At 62.5% G+C, this 18876-nt stretch carries 19 protein-coding genes; 1 reads left to right on the top strand and 18 read right to left on the bottom strand.

What is annotated here, in order from left to right; all coding sequences use genetic code 11:
- Positions 1 to 2: 2 nt before the first annotated feature.
- A complete protein-coding gene (locus BSU04_RS09020) occupies positions 3 to 1250 on the bottom strand; it encodes an NAD(P)/FAD-dependent oxidoreductase (RefSeq protein ID WP_089160294.1) in 1248 nt (415 codons plus the stop codon).
- Positions 1251 to 1415: 165 nt separating this feature from the next.
- Here BSU04_RS09020 and BSU04_RS09015 point away from each other — a divergent pair, with 165 nt between their 5' ends.
- A complete protein-coding gene (locus BSU04_RS09015; protein ID WP_089160356.1) occupies positions 1416 to 2153 on the top strand; it encodes a class I SAM-dependent methyltransferase in 738 nt (245 codons plus the stop codon).
- Between the two features lie 46 nt (positions 2154 to 2199).
- On the opposite strand, the gene BSU04_RS09010 is transcribed toward BSU04_RS09015, so the two are convergent.
- The 17 genes from BSU04_RS09010 to BSU04_RS08930 all read right to left on the bottom strand — a co-directional run bounded on the left by BSU04_RS09010 (position 2200) and on the right by BSU04_RS08930 (position 18824).
- The gene (locus tag BSU04_RS09010) at positions 2200 to 2637 is read right to left on the bottom strand and encodes a signal peptidase (RefSeq protein ID WP_089160293.1); all 438 of its coding nucleotides are present in this window, start codon (positions 2635 to 2637) and stop codon (positions 2200 to 2202) included.
- A 70-nt stretch (positions 2638 to 2707) separates the two neighbouring features.
- Positions 2708 to 3955 (bottom strand): beta-ketoacyl synthase N-terminal-like domain-containing protein, encoded by a 1248-nt coding sequence (locus BSU04_RS09005; RefSeq protein WP_256982342.1) that lies wholly within the window; start codon positions 3953 to 3955, stop codon positions 2708 to 2710.
- Positions 3952 to 5178, bottom strand: a complete 1227-nt coding sequence (locus tag BSU04_RS09000) for a beta-ketoacyl-ACP synthase (RefSeq protein ID WP_089160291.1) — start codon at positions 5176 to 5178, stop codon at positions 3952 to 3954. The genes BSU04_RS09005 and BSU04_RS09000 overlap by 4 nt, the downstream gene beginning before the upstream one ends.
- Complete coding sequence (locus BSU04_RS08995) at positions 5178 to 5903, bottom strand: 3-ketoacyl-ACP reductase FabG2 (protein ID WP_089160290.1); 726 nt, start codon at positions 5901 to 5903, stop codon at positions 5178 to 5180. Before BSU04_RS08995 ends, BSU04_RS09000 begins: the two co-directional genes overlap by 1 nt.
- Positions 5900 to 6391: a hotdog family protein gene (locus tag BSU04_RS08990; RefSeq protein ID WP_089160289.1), complete on the bottom strand. Its 492-nt coding sequence runs from the start codon at positions 6389 to 6391 to the stop codon at positions 5900 to 5902. Before BSU04_RS08990 ends, BSU04_RS08995 begins: the two co-directional genes overlap by 4 nt.
- A gap of 16 nt (positions 6392 to 6407) precedes the next feature.
- On the bottom strand, positions 6408 to 7592 hold the full coding sequence (locus tag BSU04_RS08985) for a beta-ketoacyl-[acyl-carrier-protein] synthase family protein (protein WP_089160288.1): 1185 nt from the start codon (positions 7590 to 7592) through the stop codon (positions 6408 to 6410).
- A complete protein-coding gene (locus BSU04_RS08980) occupies positions 7589 to 9997 on the bottom strand; it encodes an MMPL family transporter (RefSeq protein WP_089160287.1) in 2409 nt (802 codons plus the stop codon). Before BSU04_RS08980 ends, BSU04_RS08985 begins: the two co-directional genes overlap by 4 nt.
- Positions 9997 to 10644 carry a LolA family protein gene (locus BSU04_RS08975; protein ID WP_089160286.1) on the bottom strand — a complete coding sequence of 216 codons (648 nt, stop codon included), beginning with the start codon at positions 10642 to 10644 and terminating at the stop codon, positions 9997 to 9999. The genes BSU04_RS08980 and BSU04_RS08975 overlap by 1 nt, the downstream gene beginning before the upstream one ends.
- Positions 10632 to 11069: an acyl-CoA thioesterase gene (locus BSU04_RS08970; protein ID WP_089160285.1), complete on the bottom strand. Its 438-nt coding sequence runs from the start codon at positions 11067 to 11069 to the stop codon at positions 10632 to 10634. The genes BSU04_RS08975 and BSU04_RS08970 overlap by 13 nt, the downstream gene beginning before the upstream one ends.
- On the bottom strand, positions 11062 to 12669 hold the full coding sequence (locus BSU04_RS08965) for an HAL/PAL/TAL family ammonia-lyase (protein WP_089160284.1): 1608 nt from the start codon (positions 12667 to 12669) through the stop codon (positions 11062 to 11064). The genes BSU04_RS08970 and BSU04_RS08965 overlap by 8 nt, the downstream gene beginning before the upstream one ends.
- Positions 12656 to 14401, bottom strand: coding sequence for a glycosyltransferase family 2 protein (locus tag BSU04_RS08960; protein WP_089160283.1), 1746 nt, complete (start codon positions 14399 to 14401; stop codon positions 12656 to 12658). The genes BSU04_RS08965 and BSU04_RS08960 overlap by 14 nt, the downstream gene beginning before the upstream one ends.
- A complete protein-coding gene (locus BSU04_RS08955) occupies positions 14398 to 16086 on the bottom strand; it encodes an AMP-binding protein (protein ID WP_089160355.1) in 1689 nt (562 codons plus the stop codon). The genes BSU04_RS08960 and BSU04_RS08955 overlap by 4 nt, the downstream gene beginning before the upstream one ends.
- On the bottom strand, positions 16083 to 16757 hold the full coding sequence (locus BSU04_RS08950; protein WP_089160282.1) for a hypothetical protein: 675 nt from the start codon (positions 16755 to 16757) through the stop codon (positions 16083 to 16085). Before BSU04_RS08950 ends, BSU04_RS08955 begins: the two co-directional genes overlap by 4 nt.
- The gene (locus tag BSU04_RS08945; protein WP_031359256.1) at positions 16757 to 17008 is read right to left on the bottom strand and encodes an acyl carrier protein; all 252 of its coding nucleotides are present in this window, start codon (positions 17006 to 17008) and stop codon (positions 16757 to 16759) included. The genes BSU04_RS08950 and BSU04_RS08945 overlap by 1 nt, the downstream gene beginning before the upstream one ends.
- Positions 17005 to 17310: a phosphopantetheine-binding protein gene (locus BSU04_RS08940; RefSeq protein ID WP_089160281.1), complete on the bottom strand. Its 306-nt coding sequence runs from the start codon at positions 17308 to 17310 to the stop codon at positions 17005 to 17007. Before BSU04_RS08940 ends, BSU04_RS08945 begins: the two co-directional genes overlap by 4 nt.
- A complete protein-coding gene (locus tag BSU04_RS08935) occupies positions 17285 to 18106 on the bottom strand; it encodes a lysophospholipid acyltransferase family protein (RefSeq protein ID WP_089160280.1) in 822 nt (273 codons plus the stop codon). Before BSU04_RS08935 ends, BSU04_RS08940 begins: the two co-directional genes overlap by 26 nt.
- A complete protein-coding gene (locus BSU04_RS08930) occupies positions 18090 to 18824 on the bottom strand; it encodes a beta-ketoacyl synthase chain length factor (RefSeq protein WP_089160279.1) in 735 nt (244 codons plus the stop codon). Before BSU04_RS08930 ends, BSU04_RS08935 begins: the two co-directional genes overlap by 17 nt.
- Positions 18825 to 18876 lie beyond the last annotated feature (52 nt).

The following is an 18876-nucleotide window of genomic DNA, read 5'->3' as shown; positions in this document are numbered from 1 at the left end:
CCTCACGCTCCCTTGCATACCTCATGAAGCGCGTTGAGCCTGCGCACCGGATCGGCCACGTACGGATTCGATTCGTCCCACGCGTACCCCGCCAGCACCGCGCTGATAAACCGCGCGATCTGCGGTGTTTTATGCGGATAAAAGATGATGTCCTGCAACTCTCCCGTGTACCACCGCTCGACGAATGCACGGAACGTATCAATCCCTTTTCGTAGCGGCACATCGTACTCTGCCTGCCAGTCGAGCGTCTCTCCGTTGAACCGCCGCTCGAGCGTTTGTACCGCCAGGTGCGCGGAGCGCAGCGCGATCGTTACACCCGATGAAAAAACCGGATCGAGGAACTCGCCGGCATTACCAAGCAGCGCGTATCCCGGACCATGCAGCCGTTCGACGTTCGCAGAATACCCGCCGATATGTCGCACCGGCATCAAAAACGGCGCCTCCCCGATAAGCCGGTTGAGCGTCGGCTCCTGCTGAATCAGCGCGCGCAGCTTTGCATCGCGTTCATCCTCCGGCCCCTCCAGGAAACTCGCTTCCGCAACACACCCGACCGACGAGCGTCCGCCTGCCAGCGGGATCATCCAGAACCAGACATTGCGATGTTCCGGATGCGTCGCGACACAGATCTTGTTGCGGTCCGTGCCGCCGGCTGGTATGCCGTCGCGCACATGAGTAAAGACGGCCGCGCGCGTGGGCATCCGCGTAGGCGCTTCGAGATTCAGGAGACGCGGCAAGACACGGCCGAAGCCGCTTGCATCGAGCACGAAACGCGCTTGCACGCGGTATGCGACACCCGCCTCATCGATCACGTCCAGCACGGGCGCGGTGCCGGTTTGCATCGCCTGCACGGTGTGGCCGAAACGCACTTCGGCGCCCTGATCGGCGGCGCAGCGAATCAGCAGGTCATCGAAGACCGCCCGTTCGACCTGGTATGTCGTGCCCCATCCGGGCGAGTGTTTATCGCGGAAATCGAAGGACGACGACTGGTCGCGATAAATGAAATGCGCGCCGTTCTTGTACTGGAACCCTACTTCCACGACGGCCTGCAGCATGCCGGCCTCTTCCAGATATGCCATGCTTTGCGGCAACAGGCTCTCGCCCACCGAAAAGCGCGGAAAATGCTGGCGTTCGAGCACGAGCACCGAACGGCCCGCCTTTCTGAGCAGCGCAGCCGCAACCGCTCCCGAGGGGCCCGCGCCGATGATGGCTACATCGACAGTCGTGTCTTGCGTCGAAGAATCAGTATTCAAGGGTGCCTCGCTTAGGCCCTGGGGCTGTCGGTAAAATTTCTTGCGGCGAAAGTTACCCAATCATCTGCTTGGATCAACTTTCCCGCTCTCGCTTCTATACGTGCCATGCTTGCGATTACAATGACATACGCCCTGCTCGCATCCATTGTTGCCGGAGAGAAATTCGTGTCGTCATCCGAAACATCCAGCGTTGCCTTCGTGCCGGAGACGGCCTTCGGGCTCTGGTTCCTGCGTACCGCCACGTGGGAACATCACGTACTGCGCGTAGCGATCAACGACCTCAAGCGCCTGGTCGATACCACCCTGCCCGCGGCCCCCGTGATCGTTGATGTGGGCTGCGGACAAGGGCAATCGCTCCGGTTGCTCGGCGAGGCGTTCAGGCCTGGCCGGATCATCGGAGTCGATTTCCATGAGCCTTCGCTCGTGGAAGCCCAGGATGCTGCGCGGGCTTGCTCGCGCGGCGACGGCTGGGCGTGCGAGATCGAGTTGCTGCACGGTGACTGCGCGCAACTGCCCTTGCCCGATGCGAGCGCCGACATCGTGTTCTGCCATCAGACCTTTCATCACCTCGTGGATCAAGACCGCTGCCTCGATGAATTTCGCCGGGTGCTGAAGCCCGGCGGGGTTTTGCTGTTCGCCGAATCAACCGACGCGTATATCAAGTCCTGGGTGATCCGCTTGCTGTTCCGCCATCCCATGCATGTGCAGAAAAGCGCCGACGGTTACCTCGATATGATCCGCAATGCAGGCTTTGCATTCGGTTCACAAAACGTTTCCATGCCCTACCTGTGGTGGAGTCGTGCGGCGGACTTCGGACTCCTTGAACGGCTTGGGTTGCACCGCCCGTTGCCGGGCAAGCGTCGTGAAACGCTTGTCAATGTGGCTGCGATCAAGGCAGGTTGAATCGGCCGATCGCAGCTTTGCTTTAATTTTCCGCGTTAATTCCACGTTACTGCGCGTCAAGCACAACCACGTCCCCACGCACCCGCAAGGCCGCCGCGCTGGGGCTCACGCCACAGGTGAAATCGGTGGCCGACGCCGATTCAGTGCTATGAAAACTCGTCCCGACATTGATAACGGCATTCGCGTGACGATCCCGGGCATACGCGCGCAACTTCTCCAGCGCAGCGGCGAGCGCACGGTTGCATGCCGCATCCTGCCCATCGGTCTCACGCGCGATACGCACCGACGCAGTGGTTTGTCCAAGCTGACTTTGCACGGCAGGATGATCCTGCGAGCCGAAATACAACGCGACCTGCGCGCCTGGCGCCGGCTGAGCGGACCGAGCAACCACCGGCGCAAGCGGCAACGACTTCACCTGCGTTGCACACCCGGACAACGTCGCTACAATCGCCATCAGTCCACCAAACGCATACTTGCTCTTCATCCTGTTTCCCCGGTTAGTTATTATTACGGTCGTTGTGTTCATTAAGCTTGCTACGGTCAGTGGAGCCTTTTCAAGCACCCTTCCACGCATTGAAGACCAGGCTGGCGCAACTGCCGCCGAACCCGAATGAAATCGACATCGCGGTGTCTATCTTCATCGGCCTTGAGCTCCGCACGAGCGGCATGCCGTTCACGCGTGGATCGGGCGTTTCGATCGGCCCCGTCCCGGCGACAAAACCATCGCGCATCATCAGCAAGGCGTAGATCGCCTCGTGCACGCCACAGGCTCCAAGCGGATGGCCCGACAAACCCTTCGTCGATGAAAACGACGGAATGTCATCTCCGAATACATCCCTCAACGCATCCACTTCTTCGACGTCGCCAAGCGGCGTAGAAGGTGCATGCGTATTGATATAGGACGGACGTGTGCCCGCTTCGTCGAGTGCGCCACGCATGGCGCGCGCAATGCCAGATGCATGCGGGCTCACCATGCCCGCACCATCCGTGCAATGGCCAAAGCCTGTCAGCTCGGCATGAATGCGTGCGCCTCGCGACAACGCATGGTCCAGCGACTCCAGCACCAGCACGCCACCGCCCGACGCAATCACGAAACCGTCGCGCGTGCTGTCGTAGGGACGCGAGGCCCGTTCCGGCGCGTCGTTAAAACGACGCGACAATGCACCCATTGCGTCGAACATCAGCGTCATGTTGTCGTGCAAACCTTCGCTGCCGCCCGCGAGCACGATCTGCTGGCGGCCGGTCTGGATCAGTTGCATCGCTTGACCAATTGCAAGCGCCGATGTCGTGCAAGCCGACGACGGCGAATAGGTCATACCCTCGAGCCCGAACACCTGGGCCACGTTCGCCGATGTGGTGCTGCCCATCACCTGCGGGACCACGTACGGCGGCACTTTCTCGATACCGCGCGCGTGAGCAACCACCATCGCTGCGTCATAAGCGGAGATCGTGCCGGTGCCCGAGCCGATCACCGCGCCTGCACTCGGCGAACGCAAAAGGGCGAGATCAAGGTTGGCATCGTGTATTGCCTTGCGCGCTGAATGGCATGCAAAACGCGCCGTGTCGCCCATGAAACGCTCGAGCTTGCGATCGAACGGCGGTTCGTCCACGACAGACGCCACACCCGCCACCTGACTTGCCAGACCACGTTCACGCCATGCGTCGACGCGCGTAATACCGCTTCTGCCTGCGCGCAACGCGGCAGACACTTCGTCGAGCGTATTGGCCAGGCACGACACAATACCCATGCCCGTCACAACCACGCGTGACAGACCACGGGACGTCGGCATAGTCGCACTCATGGCATGCGCCTGAAAATCAGCGACGTATTGATGCCGCCGAACGCGAAGTTGTTGCTCATGACATAGTCGGCATCAATAGTACGGCCGCTATCCATGATGTAATCGAGCGGTGCGCAAGCCGGATCGACCTGCGTGAGGTTGAGCGTCGGGGCATACCAGTTCCGCTTCATCATCTCGATGGTCCACCATGCCTCCAGCGCACCGCACGCGCCCAGCGTGTGGCCAACATAACTCTTTAGCGAACTGATCGGCAAACGCGCGCCAAAGGTCTGCGCGGTCGCGTGGCTTTCTGCTACATCGCCGCGGTCCGTCGAGGTCCCATGCGCGTTGACGTAGGCAATAGCTTCAGCCGGAAGCTGTGCGTCGCGCAGCGCGAGCTGCATGGCGAAGGCCATGGTCTCGGCCGATGGCTGCGTCATGTGTGCGCCGTCCGAGTTACATCCAAAGCCTACGATTTCCGCATGAATGTGCGCTCCGCGGGCAAGCGCGTGTTCATACTCTTCGAGCACCAAAGTCGCCGCGCCTTCACCGACCACGAGACCGTCACGGGCGACATCGAAAGGACGCGGAGTCAGATGCGGCTCGTCGTTGCGCGTGCTGGTGGCATAGAGCGTGTCGAACACGGCGACTGCCGGCCCGGACAGCTCCTCAGCACCGCCCGCGAGCATCAGCGTCTGCTTGCCGGCTGCAATCATCTCGTAGGCGTAACCAATCGCCTGACTACCCGATGCACACGCGCACGATGTCGGCACAATGCGGCCCTTCAAGTCCCAGAACAGGCTGACGTTGACGGCCGTGGTATGCGGCATCATCTGCACGTAGCTATTCGAGGTCACGTCGCTCATCGAACCGGTTTCGATCATCTTGCCGAATGCGCGAATCGGCTGGACCGATCCGGACGACGATCCGTAGGCCACGCCCATGCGGCCGTCCTTGATCGTCAGGTCGTCGGCGAGACCTGCGTCGGCCAGCGCCAGTTCGCTCGCGCGTACCGAATACAGCGACACGGGTCCCATCGAACGGGTTTTCTTGCGCGGGTAATGCGCTGGCGTAGTGAAGGCGGGCAATGGGCACGCGAGTCGCGTATGCAGCAGCTCGAAGTAGTCCCACTCGGGCATCCGGCGCACAGCGTTGCGACCGCTTCTCAGGTTTGCTTCGATCTCGTCCCAGGCATTGCCGAATGCCGAGACGCCGCCCATGCCGGTAATGACTACGCGCTTCATCAGATCATCCCGCCGTTGACGCCGATCACCTGGCGCGTGATGTACGAGGCGGCATCCGACATGAGAAAACTCACCACGGACGCCACTTCAGCCGGTTGCCCGACGCGGTTCATCGGCACCGTCTTCAATGCCTGATCGAGCGGTACACCCTCAAGCATGCCGGTGTCGATCAATCCAGGCGCCACGCAGTTGACGGTGATATTGCGCGTTGCCAGTTCGACGGCGAGCGCCTTCGTGGCGCCGATGAGTCCCGCCTTCGCCGCGCTGTAGTTCACCTGCCCGCGATTGCCCATCACGCCCGAGACCGAAGCGATCGTCACGATGCGGCCGCCCTGCTTCGCGCGCACGAGCGGCATGGTCAGCGGATGGACGACGTTATAGAAGGAGTCGAGACCCGTTTCGATCACGATGTCCCAGTCCTCTTCCGTGAGCGCCGGGAACGCCGCGTCACGCGTCACGCCCGCGCAACAGACGATGCCGTAATACGCGCCATGGCTGGCGACGTCTGCTTCGAGCACCTCGCGGCATGCGGCGCGGTCGCGTACATCGAATTGCAGCACGCGCGCCGTGCCGCCCTGCGCGGCAATGCCGGTTGCGACAGCTTCAGCTTCGGTACGGCCGCTGCGGCAATGCACGGAGACCGTGAAGCCGTCTGTCGCGAGTTGATAGGCTATCGCGCGGCCAATGCCGCGGCTTGCGCCCGTTACAAGAACACGCCGGCTCATGATCCGAGACTCCCTTCGATAAACGACTGAAAATCAGCCGGTTGATACACCTTGATGACTGCCTCGGCGCAGCACACGCTGCCGCGATTCTGGTCGCGTTCCTGGTCGTGATGGATCGAACATTCATACGCGCCGTGGCCTTCGTCGCCACGCAGCAGTTCTTTCACTTCAATGCGCAACCGGGCACCGCGGCCAAACACCGGTATGTGTGCCTCGTACCGGCGAGATCCGAGCAATACGCCGGGACGTGCCCGCCCGCCTGCACGCATCGCAAGTAAAGCGACGTGAGCGGCAATCGCCTGCGCCATCAGTTCGATGCCGATCCACCCCGGCATCGCGCCGTCGGCATCGGCGTACCAGGCATCCGCCCGGACGATTGCGTAAGCGGTCAGGGTTTCGTCCGTGCAGGCGTTGACGCCGTCGAGCAGCAGCATCGTGCCTCGGTGCGGCAAGATCGTTTCAATGGAGCCAAAGCTGTTGTTATTCATAGGGATCGTCACAGTATCACCGGCCGAGAATCAGGCTGACGTTGCTGCCGCCGAACGCAAACGAATTGCTCATCACATACTGCGCGCCCGCCATGCGCGGCAGATAACGCTCGCTTTCGACGAGATCAAGCGGCGGCAACGCCGTGTCAGCCTCGCCGTCCCACAGATGCCGCGGCAAAGCGACGTCGTCGCGTGCGAGCGTGAGCCACGCGAACCCGAGCTCAGTCGCGCCCGCTGCGCCGAGTTGATGTCCGGTCAGCGGCTTGGTGCCGCTGGCCGCGACGCCGCCCCCGAACACCCGCGCCATCAGGTGCGCTTCCATGTCGTCGTTCTTGCGCGTAGCCGTTGCATGGAGGTTCACATAGGCAATATCAGCCGGCGCAAGACCGGCGTCTGCCAGCGCTGCGCGCAATGCGATTTCACCGCCCGCGCCATGTGGATCGGGCGCGGAAATGTGATGCGCATCGCTCGATTCGCCCACGCCCGCGAGTACGACCGAGCCTTCGTCGCGGCTCATCAGGAACACGGCTGCGCCCTCGCCCACATTGATCCCGCAGCGATTGCGACTCATCGGATTGGAGCGGACTGCACTGGTCGATTCGAGCGATGCGAAACCCTGCACGGTCAATTCGCATAAGGAATCCACACCGCCGACCACGACCGCATCGCACAGGTGCAACTGGAGTAACCGACGCGCGGAGACGAATGCCTTGGCGCTCGATGTGCATGCGGTCGAGATCGTGAATGCCGGGCCATGAAGGTCGAGCGCTGCGGCGGCGAACGGCGCTACCGTACCAATTTCCACTTGCCGATAATCGAAGTCCACCGGCAACTTGCCTGCTTGTGCGTGATACACGAACGCAGCCTCGGCCGCTTCAATACCCGACGTACTCGTTCCAAGCACCACGCCAATCCGGTGCCCGCCATAACGCTCACGAGCGGCTTCCACCGCAGGCGCGATCTGCGCAAGCGCGGCGAGCAGCAGCCGGTTATTGCGACAGTCGTAACGCGCGAGCGAGTCCGCAGGCGCGAGAGCGAGCGGCACGGTAACGCTGCCGGCAAACGCATCGCCGATGCCGGTATGGATCGTTCCCATGCCGGGAGATATACCGGCTGCGAGCGCCGGCATGATCGAGTCGATACTATCGCCGAGCGCATTGATCATGCCGAGTGCATGTAGATAAACCCGTGGCCTGTTCATGCGGCCCTCCTTCGTTGCGATGGCATGCCGATCGGCGCAAGCAGCACCGATACCGCGATACCAGTGCCAAGCGTCGCGCCGAAACTCCTGAGCGCGGGCATGGCGCTCATGGCGAGAAGGCCGAAGGAAAGCAAGGTCGTTGCCGCCGACAGCAGCACGCCCGTCCACACCGCGCCAAGATCGGCGTCCGCGCGCGCGGCGCCTTCGCGCAGGAACACGGCATAGTTTGCGCCCACGCCGAGCACGAGCATCAATGCGAGCCAGTTGAACAGGTTCAGCGGCACGCCTGCATAGCCGAATACGGCGAGTGTTACACCGACCGCCAGCAACACCGGCAGCGTGACGACAATGCCGCCGAGCGGCCGGTAGCGCGCCATCATCAGCAAGAGAACGCATAGCAGCGCGCCCGCCAGCCAGATGCCGCTGTCGACGCGATAAGCACCAAATAGCGTCGACACGCTCGCGGCTTTATCGACAAACGTCACGCCTGGCAGCGTGTGAGCAGTGGCAATTAGCGCAGGCTGGTTCGCCGGTGTAACGCCTTGCGGAATCACGACGGCGGCATAACCGCCTGACGTTGATGCCGCGTCGACTCTGCCGAGCCACAAGTGACGAAATGGCTGCGACCATGGTGCCGCAAGCCAGCTATCGATGCTCAGCACCGAGTGGTCCGACTTTGCGTAGGCCGCGAGCCACCCGTCAGCGACTTCATCGCGGAAACCGGCTTGAACAAGCGTCCCGCGTAACGCGGACGGATCATTGAATACACGTTGACCAAGCAGCGTCCGGTCTTCGTCCTGCCGCTTTGCCGACGGGACGAACGACGTTATCGATTGCCAGCTACTCAGCCGGGCCGCGCCCGTCAAACCGTCGAGCTTCGCGCCCAGCGCTTCAGCGCGCTCCAGCACGATCTCCGGCGTCTCGCCACGCACAACGAAGAACTGGGTGCTGTTATCGAAACCGACCGCGTCGCGGACCTTCTGCTCCTGCGCCAGGAGCACAGGATCGCGCTGGATCAGCAAATGGATGTCGTCGTCACTCGTGAGCCGCAGCCAGCCCGGCACTGCAAGAATCAGCAGAAGAGCCGCCACGCCCCACGCCCGCCGCCCACCGATCACCATGCGCCACGCCCCAAGCAAACGTGCCGCCCCGGCGAATACGCGCTGCGGACTGCGCTTGGGCGCACGGACCAGCAACGCCGGCAAAAGCCACATCACTGACGCGAACGCGGTACAGATACCCACGATCGCAAAACAAGCGATCTGCTTGAGCGCAGGAAACGGCACCCACGTCAGGATGGCGTAACCCAACAGGCTTGTCGTGAGCGCGACCATCAGTGCGGGCCGCACGGCCCGCACGCCGCGTTGCGCATCCCAGTCACGTCCTGCACCGAGATAGACAACAAAATACTGGATCGAATAGTCGACGGCTTCGCCGATCAGGCTCGCACCGAATACCAGCGTCAGCAGATGCAGCTTGCCGAATATCAGCATGGTGGCGGCGAGCGCACAGACAATGCCGAGCGCTGTCGAGACGAAACCCAGCAGGATCAGCCGGGGCGAACGGAACACCCACAACATCAGCAACGCAATTCCGCAGAGCGATGCAATACCGATCAAATGCACCTCGCGCTCCGACGCAGCGCGCGCCGCTTCTGCGTAGAAAACAGCGCCGGTGCGGGCCAGGGTGACATCGGGAAAATTTTGCCTGAGAGCGCCTTCGCCGTGCGCCACAGCTTCATGGACCGCATGCTGGACCTTCGACTCATACGCCGAGCCCGGCAACGTCGCCATCACAAGCACGCTGGCCGCATTGCCTCGATGCGCCACCAGCAAACCGTCTTCAACCTCCAGATTCGAGGTCGCCAGCGGCAAGCCCGCAAGCCAGTGTTCGAGCCAGCCGAACGGATCGTCGGCGAGCTGGGTCGCGAGTCCGCCGTGCAGCGGGCTATAGAGGCGTCGCGCGAGTGTGTCGTGTAAAGAGAGCGTGCCGTCTGCGAGCGCGGCGCGATCGGCAGGTGCAAGCAAGCCGAATCGATACGGCATGTACAGCCCGGCGATCTTTGATACATCGAACGGGGGCAACTCCGCTGTCACCGAGCCAAACGCTCCGCTTGCCGACAATGTCGCGCCAAGCTGTTTCGCCGCGGCTTTAGCGTGCGCTGCGTCGTGGCTGGTCACGAGGAAAACCGTACGATCACCCAGCGCGGTCGCCAATGTATCGACGGCTTTTTCAGCGACTGGATCCGCTTCTGTTGCGGGCAATAACGCAAGCAGGTTCGTCTGCAGTGGCGACGGCCCGGCGAATCGCCACACGCAATAAAGCGTTGCGACGAGCGCGAGCAGTAGCCAACCGACGCGCATGCCCCACGCGGGTTTTGCGACCTGTGATTGCTGCACCTGCATTACCGCGCTCCGAACAGCGTGCGATCGGCCGGCGGCAACTCACTCACCGCCGCGCTGTTCGCAAAGTCGATGCGCGTGACGTCGCCATTCGCAAGCGTAATGCGCAGCGCCTGCAAATAATCCCCGCCGCTCATCTCAAGGCCCTTGATCGACTGCGCGAGCTGGGGCTGATTCGGCGTCAGTTGCATACGCCATTGCGCCGGCGTGCCGTCCGCGTGCACGTCGAATTGTGCGTAGAGCGCCGAGAGATCGCCACCCAGCATCGCGCGCATCATCCGCGAAACCTGCGCCACGCCGCGCACGCCGTCGCTGCTCTTCGAGTTCGTCCGCTGGCCGTTGGCGTTCACTTCGCTCACGCCGGTGTCGGTGATGACGTAGGTCGCTTTGTACGGTGTATCGATCTGCCAGATCACGCCGCGTTCGCGGAAAAAAACCAGCGAACCCGTGCTGACGAGCGGCTGTTTCATCGCGGACAGCGTTTGAGTTTGCGTGAATTGCGCGCGAACGCCCTTCGCTTGGGCGAGATGCCCTGCTATCTGCGAAACGAGACCCGTGTCGCTCGCTGGCGCTGGCTGCGCAGCGAACACGGGCGGTGCTAAGGCGATAAACCCAGCCGCAACAAGACTGCGCCAATTCAACGTGCCCATGCGCGCTCCAGTTTCTCGATCATCACGGGTGGCGACACGAACTGCAGTTCCTGCGTCGCGGCGTGAATAGCAACCTGGATCGTATAGCCCTTGGTCAGCCGCTCGCGTGAAGCGGCATCGACAATCTCGTAGCCAATTTTCAGGCGGTTTTCATATTCCAGCAACTGCGCGCGTACCTCGATCTTCTGCCCGTAAGTAGCCGGGCGCACGTACTTGAGATGCACTTCGACGATGGGCCAGAGATAACCCGACGCCTGCATCTCACGATAGTCATAGTCGAACACGCGCAGCAGCGCCGCCCGGCCGATCTCGAAGTACTTCAAGTAGTGGCCATGCCAGCAGACGTTCATGGCGTCGACGTCGTGGAACGGGACTTCAACGGCCGCGCTCGCCGTCAGGACCCTGGGGGCTGCAGCTTCACTCATGCTGATCCTCTCCACCATAGCCCCCGACCATATCGCAAGCCGCGATTCGCGCAGTCAATGCGCGCAGGTCGCTTTCAAGCGCGCGGTCTTCATCGACGAACGGCGATCCGGCTGTCACGCTGTCCATGAATGTTTGCAACGGCAGGGGGATGGGTGTCGTATTGTTGATGCGTAGACGCAAGCGCGCAGCCTGAACAGTAGCGAGCGTATGTGCGGCGGCGACTTGCTCGCTCAGCTCCAGGATCCGCAGGCAATCACGTGCGGCGATCGTGCCCATGCTCACCTTGTCCTGGTTATGCGCTTCGGTCGAACGTGAAAACACGCTGGCGGGCATGGTCAGCTTGAGCGCTTCCGCGGTCCATGCCGACGACGATATCTGCACCGCCTTGAAGCCGTGATTGATCGATGCTCGCTCAGGCGCCGCGCCCGACAAGCTGCGCGGCAAGCCGTTGTTGAATTTATCGTCGACGAGCAGCGCCAGTTGGCGATCCATCAGGTCGGCAAGATTTGCGACCGCCACTTTCAGCGCGTCCATCGCAAAGGCAATATGGCCGCCATAGAAGTTGCCGCCATGCAGCACGCGTTCACCATCGGGATCGATCAGGGGATTGTCGTTGGCGCTATTCAACTCATTTTCGACATCGCGCCGCACCCATGACAGCGCATCGCGCGCAACGCCGATCACGTGTGGCGCACAGCGGATGGAATAGCGATCCTGCAGGCGATGCCCCGGCGTGTCCTCACGGCCAGCGAGATCCTCGCGAATCCATGCCGCGGCTTCGGCCTGCCCCGCGTGTGGTTTGACTTCGAACAGCATCGGGTCGAAGTGCGCGGCGCGGCCGTCGAGCGCGACAGTGGACAATGCGCTCAGGCGTGCTGCGAGCCGCGTCAGGTGAGCGGCACGGGCGAACGCGAGGCATGCTAGGCCCGTCATGACCGCCGTGCCGTTCATCAGCGCGAGCCCCTCTTTCGGCGCGAGCGTGAGCGGTGTATGCCCAAGTTTGGCCCAGACGCTGCGGGCATCGCATAACTCGTCGCGAAACCGCACGTCGCGCTCGCCCACCAGCGCGGCCGCCACGTAGGACAGCGGCGTCAGGTCACCACTCGCTCCCACCGATCCCTCCGATGGAATCCGCGGCAGCACGCGATGATTGATCAGGTCGGCGAGCCGTTCAAGCAGCACATGCCGTACTCCTGAGAACCCGTATGCCAGCGAATTGAGCCGCGCGGCGATAACGGCGAGCGTCTGCGCGTCGTCGAGATGCTGGCCCATGCCGCAGCCGTGATAACGCAGCAATTGCAGGGGCAACACTTCGACCAGTTCCATGGGTACATCGACCACGCACGAGTCGCCGTAACCGGTATTGACGCCATAGACGGTCGCGCCCTGTGCCAGATGGCGGCGCAGGAAATCGGCGCCGCGTTCAATGCGTGCGCGCCACGCGGGGTCGGGGCTTAAAGCCACAGGCCTTCGCTGATTCGCAATCGATACGACCTCTTCGATCGTCAGCCGCCTGCCGCCGATGACGATCGCTGCTTCGGCTCGCACCGCTACGTTGCGTACGCCGGCCATTTTGCCGCTCGAATCATGTTCGGCCATTCGCGCCTCCAGTGCCATTACCATTGCCATTGGGACGCGCCCAGAAATCGAAAAAATTGAACCATTGATACGGCGCCTTGCGGCAATAGTGTTCGAGACGCGACGCATAACGCTGTGCCCACGCGGCGAGATGCTGCGCACGTTCCCGGCGCGGCAACTCGATGCGCTCAGCGAACGGCTCGAAGTAAAGCCTGTAGCCTTGCTCTTCCTTCAGGCAGAAAAACAGGTACACGGGGCAACCGAGCGCATGGGCCAGCACGTATGGACCTTGGGCGAAAGGCGCCGTCGAGCCAAGAAACTGTGCCTCGGTCGTGCGGCCGGAATCATGCGCGGGCACCCGGTCGCCGACGATCACCAGCAGCTCGCCCGCCTCCACCCGATCCTGCATCATCATCGCCGTCTCGGGGCCGAAGTCGCTGACCTCGACAAGACGTTGCGCGAACTCGCTATTCGCCGATGCCAGCACGCTGTTGAATCGGCGCGCGTGCTCCGTATAGACAACAGCGGTGACCTTCGCATGCGCGCCGCGCGAGGCAAGCGCCCGCGTCATCTCGAGGTTGCCGAGATGCGCGCCGATCACGAGTGCGCCACGGCCGCTCGCGCTCAACGCTTCGAACGCGCTCGGGTCCTCGAATTTCACGTCGTCCATGTTGACGCGACCCGACCATGCAGCGAGTTTATCGAAACCGGATCGCGCGAATGCCAGCATGTGTTTATACGCGGACCACCAGCCTGGCTGAGGCGTTTGATCCTGCGGTGCGGCTTGCTGAAGGTGCACGAAATAGCTGCGCGACGCAGCGCGTGCGCGGCTCCCGGTCAGCAGGAAATACGCGACGATCGGATGCAGCCACAACGCGGTGAAGCGCGTGCCGAAGAGACGGCAGCTAAGCGCAAGCAGGGACATGCCGAGATGGCTGCCGCGCTCAGCGATATGCCACCAGTGCTGCTCGTTTTCAGTCGATGAAGTGACCGATTCGCGCGGCATCAGCTTGTGTGCAAGCAGCATTGGCAGCCGCCCCAGCATGCCTAAAAAGAGCCGCGTGTGAGTACGGCTGATACGCACGTTGTCCCACAGCACGTCGAAGTGCGAAACGCCGTCGCTCGCGTAGGTGACGCGCGTCGGGATCGAACGGAACGCTGTCCGGCGCCAGTACAGCCGCACGAGTATCTCGATGTCGAAATCCATTCGCGTCGGCAACTTCACGTCATCGATCAGCGCGCAGACCACGTCGAGTGGATACAGGCGAAAACCGCACATCGAATCGCGAATCGTGAACGAGAGCGTTTCGATCCACACCCACACATGCGTCAGGTAGCGGCCGTAGAGACGCGACTTCGGCACGGAATCGTCATAGATGGGGCGGCCGAGAATCACAGCGCGAGGCTCGGCGCGCGCAGCTTCGATGAATTGCGGTACATCGGCGCTGTCATGCTGTCCGTCCGCGTCGATCTGCAAGCCATGCGTGAAACCCGCCTGCCGCGCTGCCCGCAGGCCCGCCATCACCGCCGCGCCCTTGCCGCCGTTTATCGGCAGTCGGATCAGCGTGAGCGTGTCCGCGAACTGTCGGCGAAGCGTGGCGAGCACGTCCTGGGTGGCCTGGTCGCTGCCGTCATCGACAACAAAAAACGGCAACCCATGCACGCTCAGATTTTCGACGGTCGAGCTGATCGCTTCCCTGTGGTTGTAGATCGGAATAATGATGCACGGCAGGTTGGGCGACCCAAGGCTCATGCGATCCCCTGATAAACAATGACGCCCGATGCGCACTCGCGGCGCCCAAGCCGATACGCAAATTGCACACGCCGGCGCGACGCGTCATGTGTCAAGGTGAGATCGAGCAGCGCGCCCGGTGGCACCGGCGCCTTGAATTTCAACTGATCGATCGATGCCAGCATGCGCATGCCGGGCACTTGCTCGGCCGCCAATCGCATCACCCAGTCGATCTGTACAACACCCGGCAGGATCGGCAAGCCGGGGAAGTGGCCGGCGAAATGCACGAGCGTCGGCGGCACGCGAAGTTCGTAGTGCAGCGCGGTTTCGCTGCGCACTTCGGAGAGCACTTCGACGCCGTGCGCGCATGCGTCGAACGCCGCGGCAACTGCAGCGGCCGGCAACTTGCCACGGGCATCGAAGGGAAGTGTAAAACGGAAGCGCCAGAAACGCGGCAGTACGACGATATCGAAATACGCCGCAAGGTGACGGCGCAGGACCTTGGCGAGCGCAACACGGCCTCGCTCAAGCAAAGCTTTACTACCGGCGTCGGTGAGCGCCACCACCGCGCCGACACGCTCGCGCGACATCCCTTCAAGCGATACAACCGCTCCCTGCGCCACGTACGGATGCAGCCCGAGGCGAGCTTCGAGTTCGGGCAGCGACACGCGCTTGCCATCGAGCTTGATCACGCGGTCGAGGCGGCCTTGCAAACGAAAGCGGCCATCCGGGTCAACCGCAATGGTGTCATCGGTACGATGCCAGTCGTCATGACCCAGATGCGGTGAACGCAGGTTAAGCGTCCCGCCGTCACCGCGATGTACCTCGATACCGCTCAACGCTTGCCACGCGTCCGTCTGATCCTGCCGACGCCATGCGATACCGCCCGTCTCCGTACTGCCATAGATCTCGACCGGCGCCGCGCCGAAGGCCTCGGCGTATTTCCTGGCTGCGTCTCCCGCAAGCGGACCACCGGATGAAAAAAACACACGGGGTGCAGGACTCAAACTTGCGAAACCATCGAGTTCAGGCCAGCGCGATAGTTGCGCCGGCGTGGACACGACGACGGAAGACCCCAACCTGCATTGCGTGATCCGCGCCTGCAACTGTTGTGGTTCGATGCTGAGCGCGCGGTCGAATGCCCGCCCGGCCGCGAGTGGCCAGAACACGCGAAACAGCAGCCCATAGATATGATGATGCGGGACGCTGCCGAGCACGGTCGCGTCGCCGACAAGCATGCCCCACTCCGCCTCGAGCGTATGAACTTCAGCGTTGAATTGCGCGAGTGTCTTGCGGATTGGCTTCGGCGTGCCGGTGCTGCCCGACGTGTACAGCGTGAGCGGCGCGTGCGGGTCGATCGATGCTAAAAATCCAACGTACTCCGAACTAGACGCCGGCGCAGGCATGTCGGCATCGGTTAATACAGCGTCGTAGGCATTCGAGAGATCGGCCAGATAACCGGGCGCTGCATGTGCTGGAATGACCGGTTCCTTGCCGCAGGCGAATAACGCAAAAAGCGCGCAGGCGAAGTGGAACGGGTCGTCGATGCACAATGCATAGCGGCGCGCCGGCTGCTCGCTTAAACGCGCGGCGATAGCCCGCACTCGCGCGAGGAACGTGGCGAAATCGAGCACGTCAGTACCGTCGCGGCAAACGGCCGTGCCGGCATCACGCTTGGCCCACAACAGATCGTGCAACGCGATCATGCTGCCTCCGAGCGCGCGGCGCGCGGCAGCACGGCCACGTAGCGCCATACTATCTCTCCAACCAGCAACACACCGATCAGGCCATACGCGATCGCGCCGTTGTACAGCGACCATGCAGCACGCGTCCAGAACAACGCGGTATAGGCGGAAAATGCACCGTTCAACGTGAAAAACACACACCACATTTGCGTGACCCGGCGCGTGTATTGCACCGCATGCGCGCCAAGCGCCGGATTGCCCATGCGCGCGAATTTTTCGATCATCGATGGCCCGCGCGCAAGCGTCGCGCCGAACGCGACCAGCAGTCCGAGGTTCACAAACGAGGGATACAGATGCAAGAGCAATTCACTGCCGGACAATACGATCCCCGCCGACGCGCAGCTTAGAAGGCCCGCGACGCACCAGTCGGTCGCGCTAAGCTGCCGCAGCGACGTCGCGAACGTGCCCGTCCCGGCCCAGCGCTGCAGCCATAGCAGAGCAAATAGCGCGGCGCCGATGTATCGCGGCGAATCCCAGCGCCATGCACACAAGATCATCAACGGGTAAGCAACCTTCAGAGCGACTTGCAGTACCGCGCGCAGCAAGCCTTGCGGCCTCGCTTGCGAGTTACAGCCGTCAGCCTCGGGCACCGGGGCGCCCTGCCCGCCGGAACGTGAATGCTCCGCTTGCATCACCCCTGTTCCGCCAGCAGCGATTCCACCGCACCGATCACATCGCCAACCGTGCGTACCGACTTGAACTCTTCCGGCTTGATGCGCCGTCCGGTCATTTCCTGCAGCTTGATGGCGAGATCGACGGCGTCGATGCTATCCAGGTCGAGGTCCTCGTACAGATGCGCTTGTGGCGTCACGCGATCGGGCTCGATCGCGAAGTTCTCTTTGAAGATGGCGCGGATGCGCTCAAGGATCTCTGTCTCGGTCACGATTTACTCCCCTTTTCCCCGATGTCGTTCGTAGCGCTCAGCCCGGCTCGCTGGCTGGCGACCAGCGCGGCGAGCGTGCTGATCGAACGGAAGTGCTCTCGCGTGCGTTCGTCGTTCGCCGCAATCGTCAATTGATAGTGTTTGCGCAGCACGATGCCGATCTCGAGTGCGTCGATCGAATCGAGCCCGATGCCATCGGTTTCGAACAGCGGCGCATCGTCATCGATGTCCGCAGGCGTCAGGTCTTCCAGATCGAGTGCATCGATCAGAAGCTGCTTAATTTCCAGTTTCAAAGAATCCATAGTCGAACAGCCGCTGGTTAATGTGCGCTTCAACAGCGCTGGTCAAAGTGCGCGCGGCAAGGGCCGAAGGAAGAAACGCATGCGAGGCATCATGCAAGGCATCATGCGCCATGGGCCTGTCAGCCGCGACGGGCTCGAGCACACTCACGCGGATGCGGAACGCCCGTGACGGCACGTGATACCAGCGCATCTGCTTGGTGAAGGCCGGCGGGTCGCAATCCATCAGCACGGGCAGGATCGGCGTGCCCGCCTTGAGGGCGATATGCGCAAAACCGCGCGAGAACGCATGCAACCGGTTCGGCGCGGGACTACGCGTGCCTTCCGGGAAAATGATCATGGTATAGCCCGCTGCGATCTGCCGGGCGCTGGCTTCAACGAGTTCGACCGGGTCGACGTTACTCACGTATTCGGCGGCCCGCACGATGCCCCAGAAGCAGGGATTACCCCAGTGCGCGTTCTTGACCACGCAACAGGCAGAAGGCGTGAGCGCGAGCAGCACCACTACGTCGAGGTAGGTTGGATGGTTGGCCACGACAACCACGGGGCCGGCGTCGCGCAAAGCGGCAGCTCCCGAGACTTCCAGTTCCATCACGCCGACCCACTGCAAAAAGGCCACCAGTGCCCGGAAGAACCAGTGAATGATGGTCGTGACCATCCGCTGACGCGACGCGCGATGCGGCCACAGCCACGCGAGCGGAAACACCAGCACCGAGAACAGCAGTCCGCAGACGCCGAACGCGACGAAGCTCATGCCCGTGGCGACCAGCCGCCAGCCGTAGTTAAGCCGCGCGTTCATGCCAGCTCCAATGCCAGGTAGTACCGGCGTTTTGCCATGTGGCGGGCGCCCGTGTGTCGAGACAGCGCTGGACCGCTTCGCTCTGCGTAAGGAAAGCGTCAGGAATGGTGGGGAGCGCGGACGCGGTGGGACCTCCCAATGCTGATGCAGACACCCCCGAAACGCTCCCCGTAGCCGATATTGTGCATGCAAGCTGTCCTGGCGCTCGGGTGTCGAGCAGGATCGCGAGCGCACCGCCTTGCACCTCGTCTTCGATCGTGCCGAAAGCGGCATCGGCCGGCTCGTCCGCATAGACCACCAGCACGGGCGACGTCGGGTCCGCTTCGAATTGCGCATGCGCTTCGAGCAATGCAAATCCAAGCGTTTGCGCCCCGGCGGAAATCGCGCTGGCAGGCGACCGATCGCCGCGTGCGATGCCGAATATGCCGGTCATGGCGTTGAGGACGGACAGGCTGAATGCGGTCGGCGATACCGGCTCGCCCGTGCTGATGGCGCGCAGGATGTCGGTCGTGCGCCGCAGTTCTCCGTGCCGCGAGGCGAACACCACGCGCACGCGCTCCCGCTCTGCCACGCAGTCATGGGCGACCTTGAGGGCGCTTCGGGACAGGCTGCTCAGACGACGGCGGACGATCGGCTCGATAAAGCTGATATCGGAGGTCGCAGCGGCAGCGGTGGCAGACCATCGGACAACGGGCATGGTCCAGCGCAGATCGTGCATACGGTATTTACGATGTGAAAGGCACCAGCAACTCACCAGGATCCGCCTGTGC

The organism is Caballeronia sordidicola (genome assembly GCF_002220365.1).
Lineage (GTDB): Bacteria > Pseudomonadota > Gammaproteobacteria > Burkholderiales > Burkholderiaceae > Caballeronia > Caballeronia sordidicola_C.
Note: the sequence above shows the minus strand (reverse complement) of the source record. Positions and strands in the feature narration are given on the sequence as shown.

Excerpts from the sequence above, each read along its gene's own strand:
- BSU04_RS08965 (WP_089160284.1), bottom strand. The coding sequence starts at position 12,669 with ATGGCCGAACATGATTCGAGCGGCAAAATGGCCGGCGTACGCAACGTA.
- BSU04_RS09010 (WP_089160293.1), bottom strand. The coding sequence starts at position 2,637 with ATGAAGAGCAAGTATGCGTTTGGTGGACTGATGGCGATTGTAGCGACG.
- BSU04_RS08930 (WP_089160279.1), bottom strand. The coding sequence starts at position 18,824 with ATGCACGATCTGCGCTGGACCATGCCCGTTGTCCGATGGTCTGCCACC.
- BSU04_RS08950 (WP_089160282.1), bottom strand. The coding sequence starts at position 16,757 with ATGCAAGCGGAGCATTCACGTTCCGGCGGGCAGGGCGCCCCGGTGCCC.
- BSU04_RS08960 (WP_089160283.1), bottom strand. The coding sequence starts at position 14,401 with ATGAGCCTTGGGTCGCCCAACCTGCCGTGCATCATTATTCCGATCTAC.
- BSU04_RS08975 (WP_089160286.1), bottom strand. The coding sequence starts at position 10,644 with ATGGGCACGTTGAATTGGCGCAGTCTTGTTGCGGCTGGGTTTATCGCC.
- BSU04_RS08985 (WP_089160288.1), bottom strand. The coding sequence starts at position 7,592 with ATGAACAGGCCACGGGTTTATCTACATGCACTCGGCATGATCAATGCG.
- BSU04_RS08955 (WP_089160355.1), bottom strand. The coding sequence starts at position 16,086 with ATGATCGCGTTGCACGATCTGTTGTGGGCCAAGCGTGATGCCGGCACG.
- BSU04_RS08940 (WP_089160281.1), bottom strand. The coding sequence starts at position 17,310 with ATGGATTCTTTGAAACTGGAAATTAAGCAGCTTCTGATCGATGCACTC.
- BSU04_RS08980 (WP_089160287.1), bottom strand. The coding sequence starts at position 9,997 with ATGCAGGTGCAGCAATCACAGGTCGCAAAACCCGCGTGGGGCATGCGC.
- BSU04_RS08970 (WP_089160285.1), bottom strand. The coding sequence starts at position 11,069 with ATGAGTGAAGCTGCAGCCCCCAGGGTCCTGACGGCGAGCGCGGCCGTT.
- BSU04_RS08995 (WP_089160290.1), bottom strand. The coding sequence starts at position 5,903 with ATGAGCCGGCGTGTTCTTGTAACGGGCGCAAGCCGCGGCATTGGCCGC.
- BSU04_RS08935 (WP_089160280.1), bottom strand. The coding sequence starts at position 18,106 with ATGAACGCGCGGCTTAACTACGGCTGGCGGCTGGTCGCCACGGGCATG.
- BSU04_RS08990 (WP_089160289.1), bottom strand. The coding sequence starts at position 6,391 with ATGAATAACAACAGCTTTGGCTCCATTGAAACGATCTTGCCGCACCGA.
- BSU04_RS09000 (WP_089160291.1), bottom strand. The coding sequence starts at position 5,178 with ATGAAGCGCGTAGTCATTACCGGCATGGGCGGCGTCTCGGCATTCGGC.
- BSU04_RS09005 (WP_256982342.1), bottom strand. The coding sequence starts at position 3,955 with ATGAGTGCGACTATGCCGACGTCCCGTGGTCTGTCACGCGTGGTTGTG.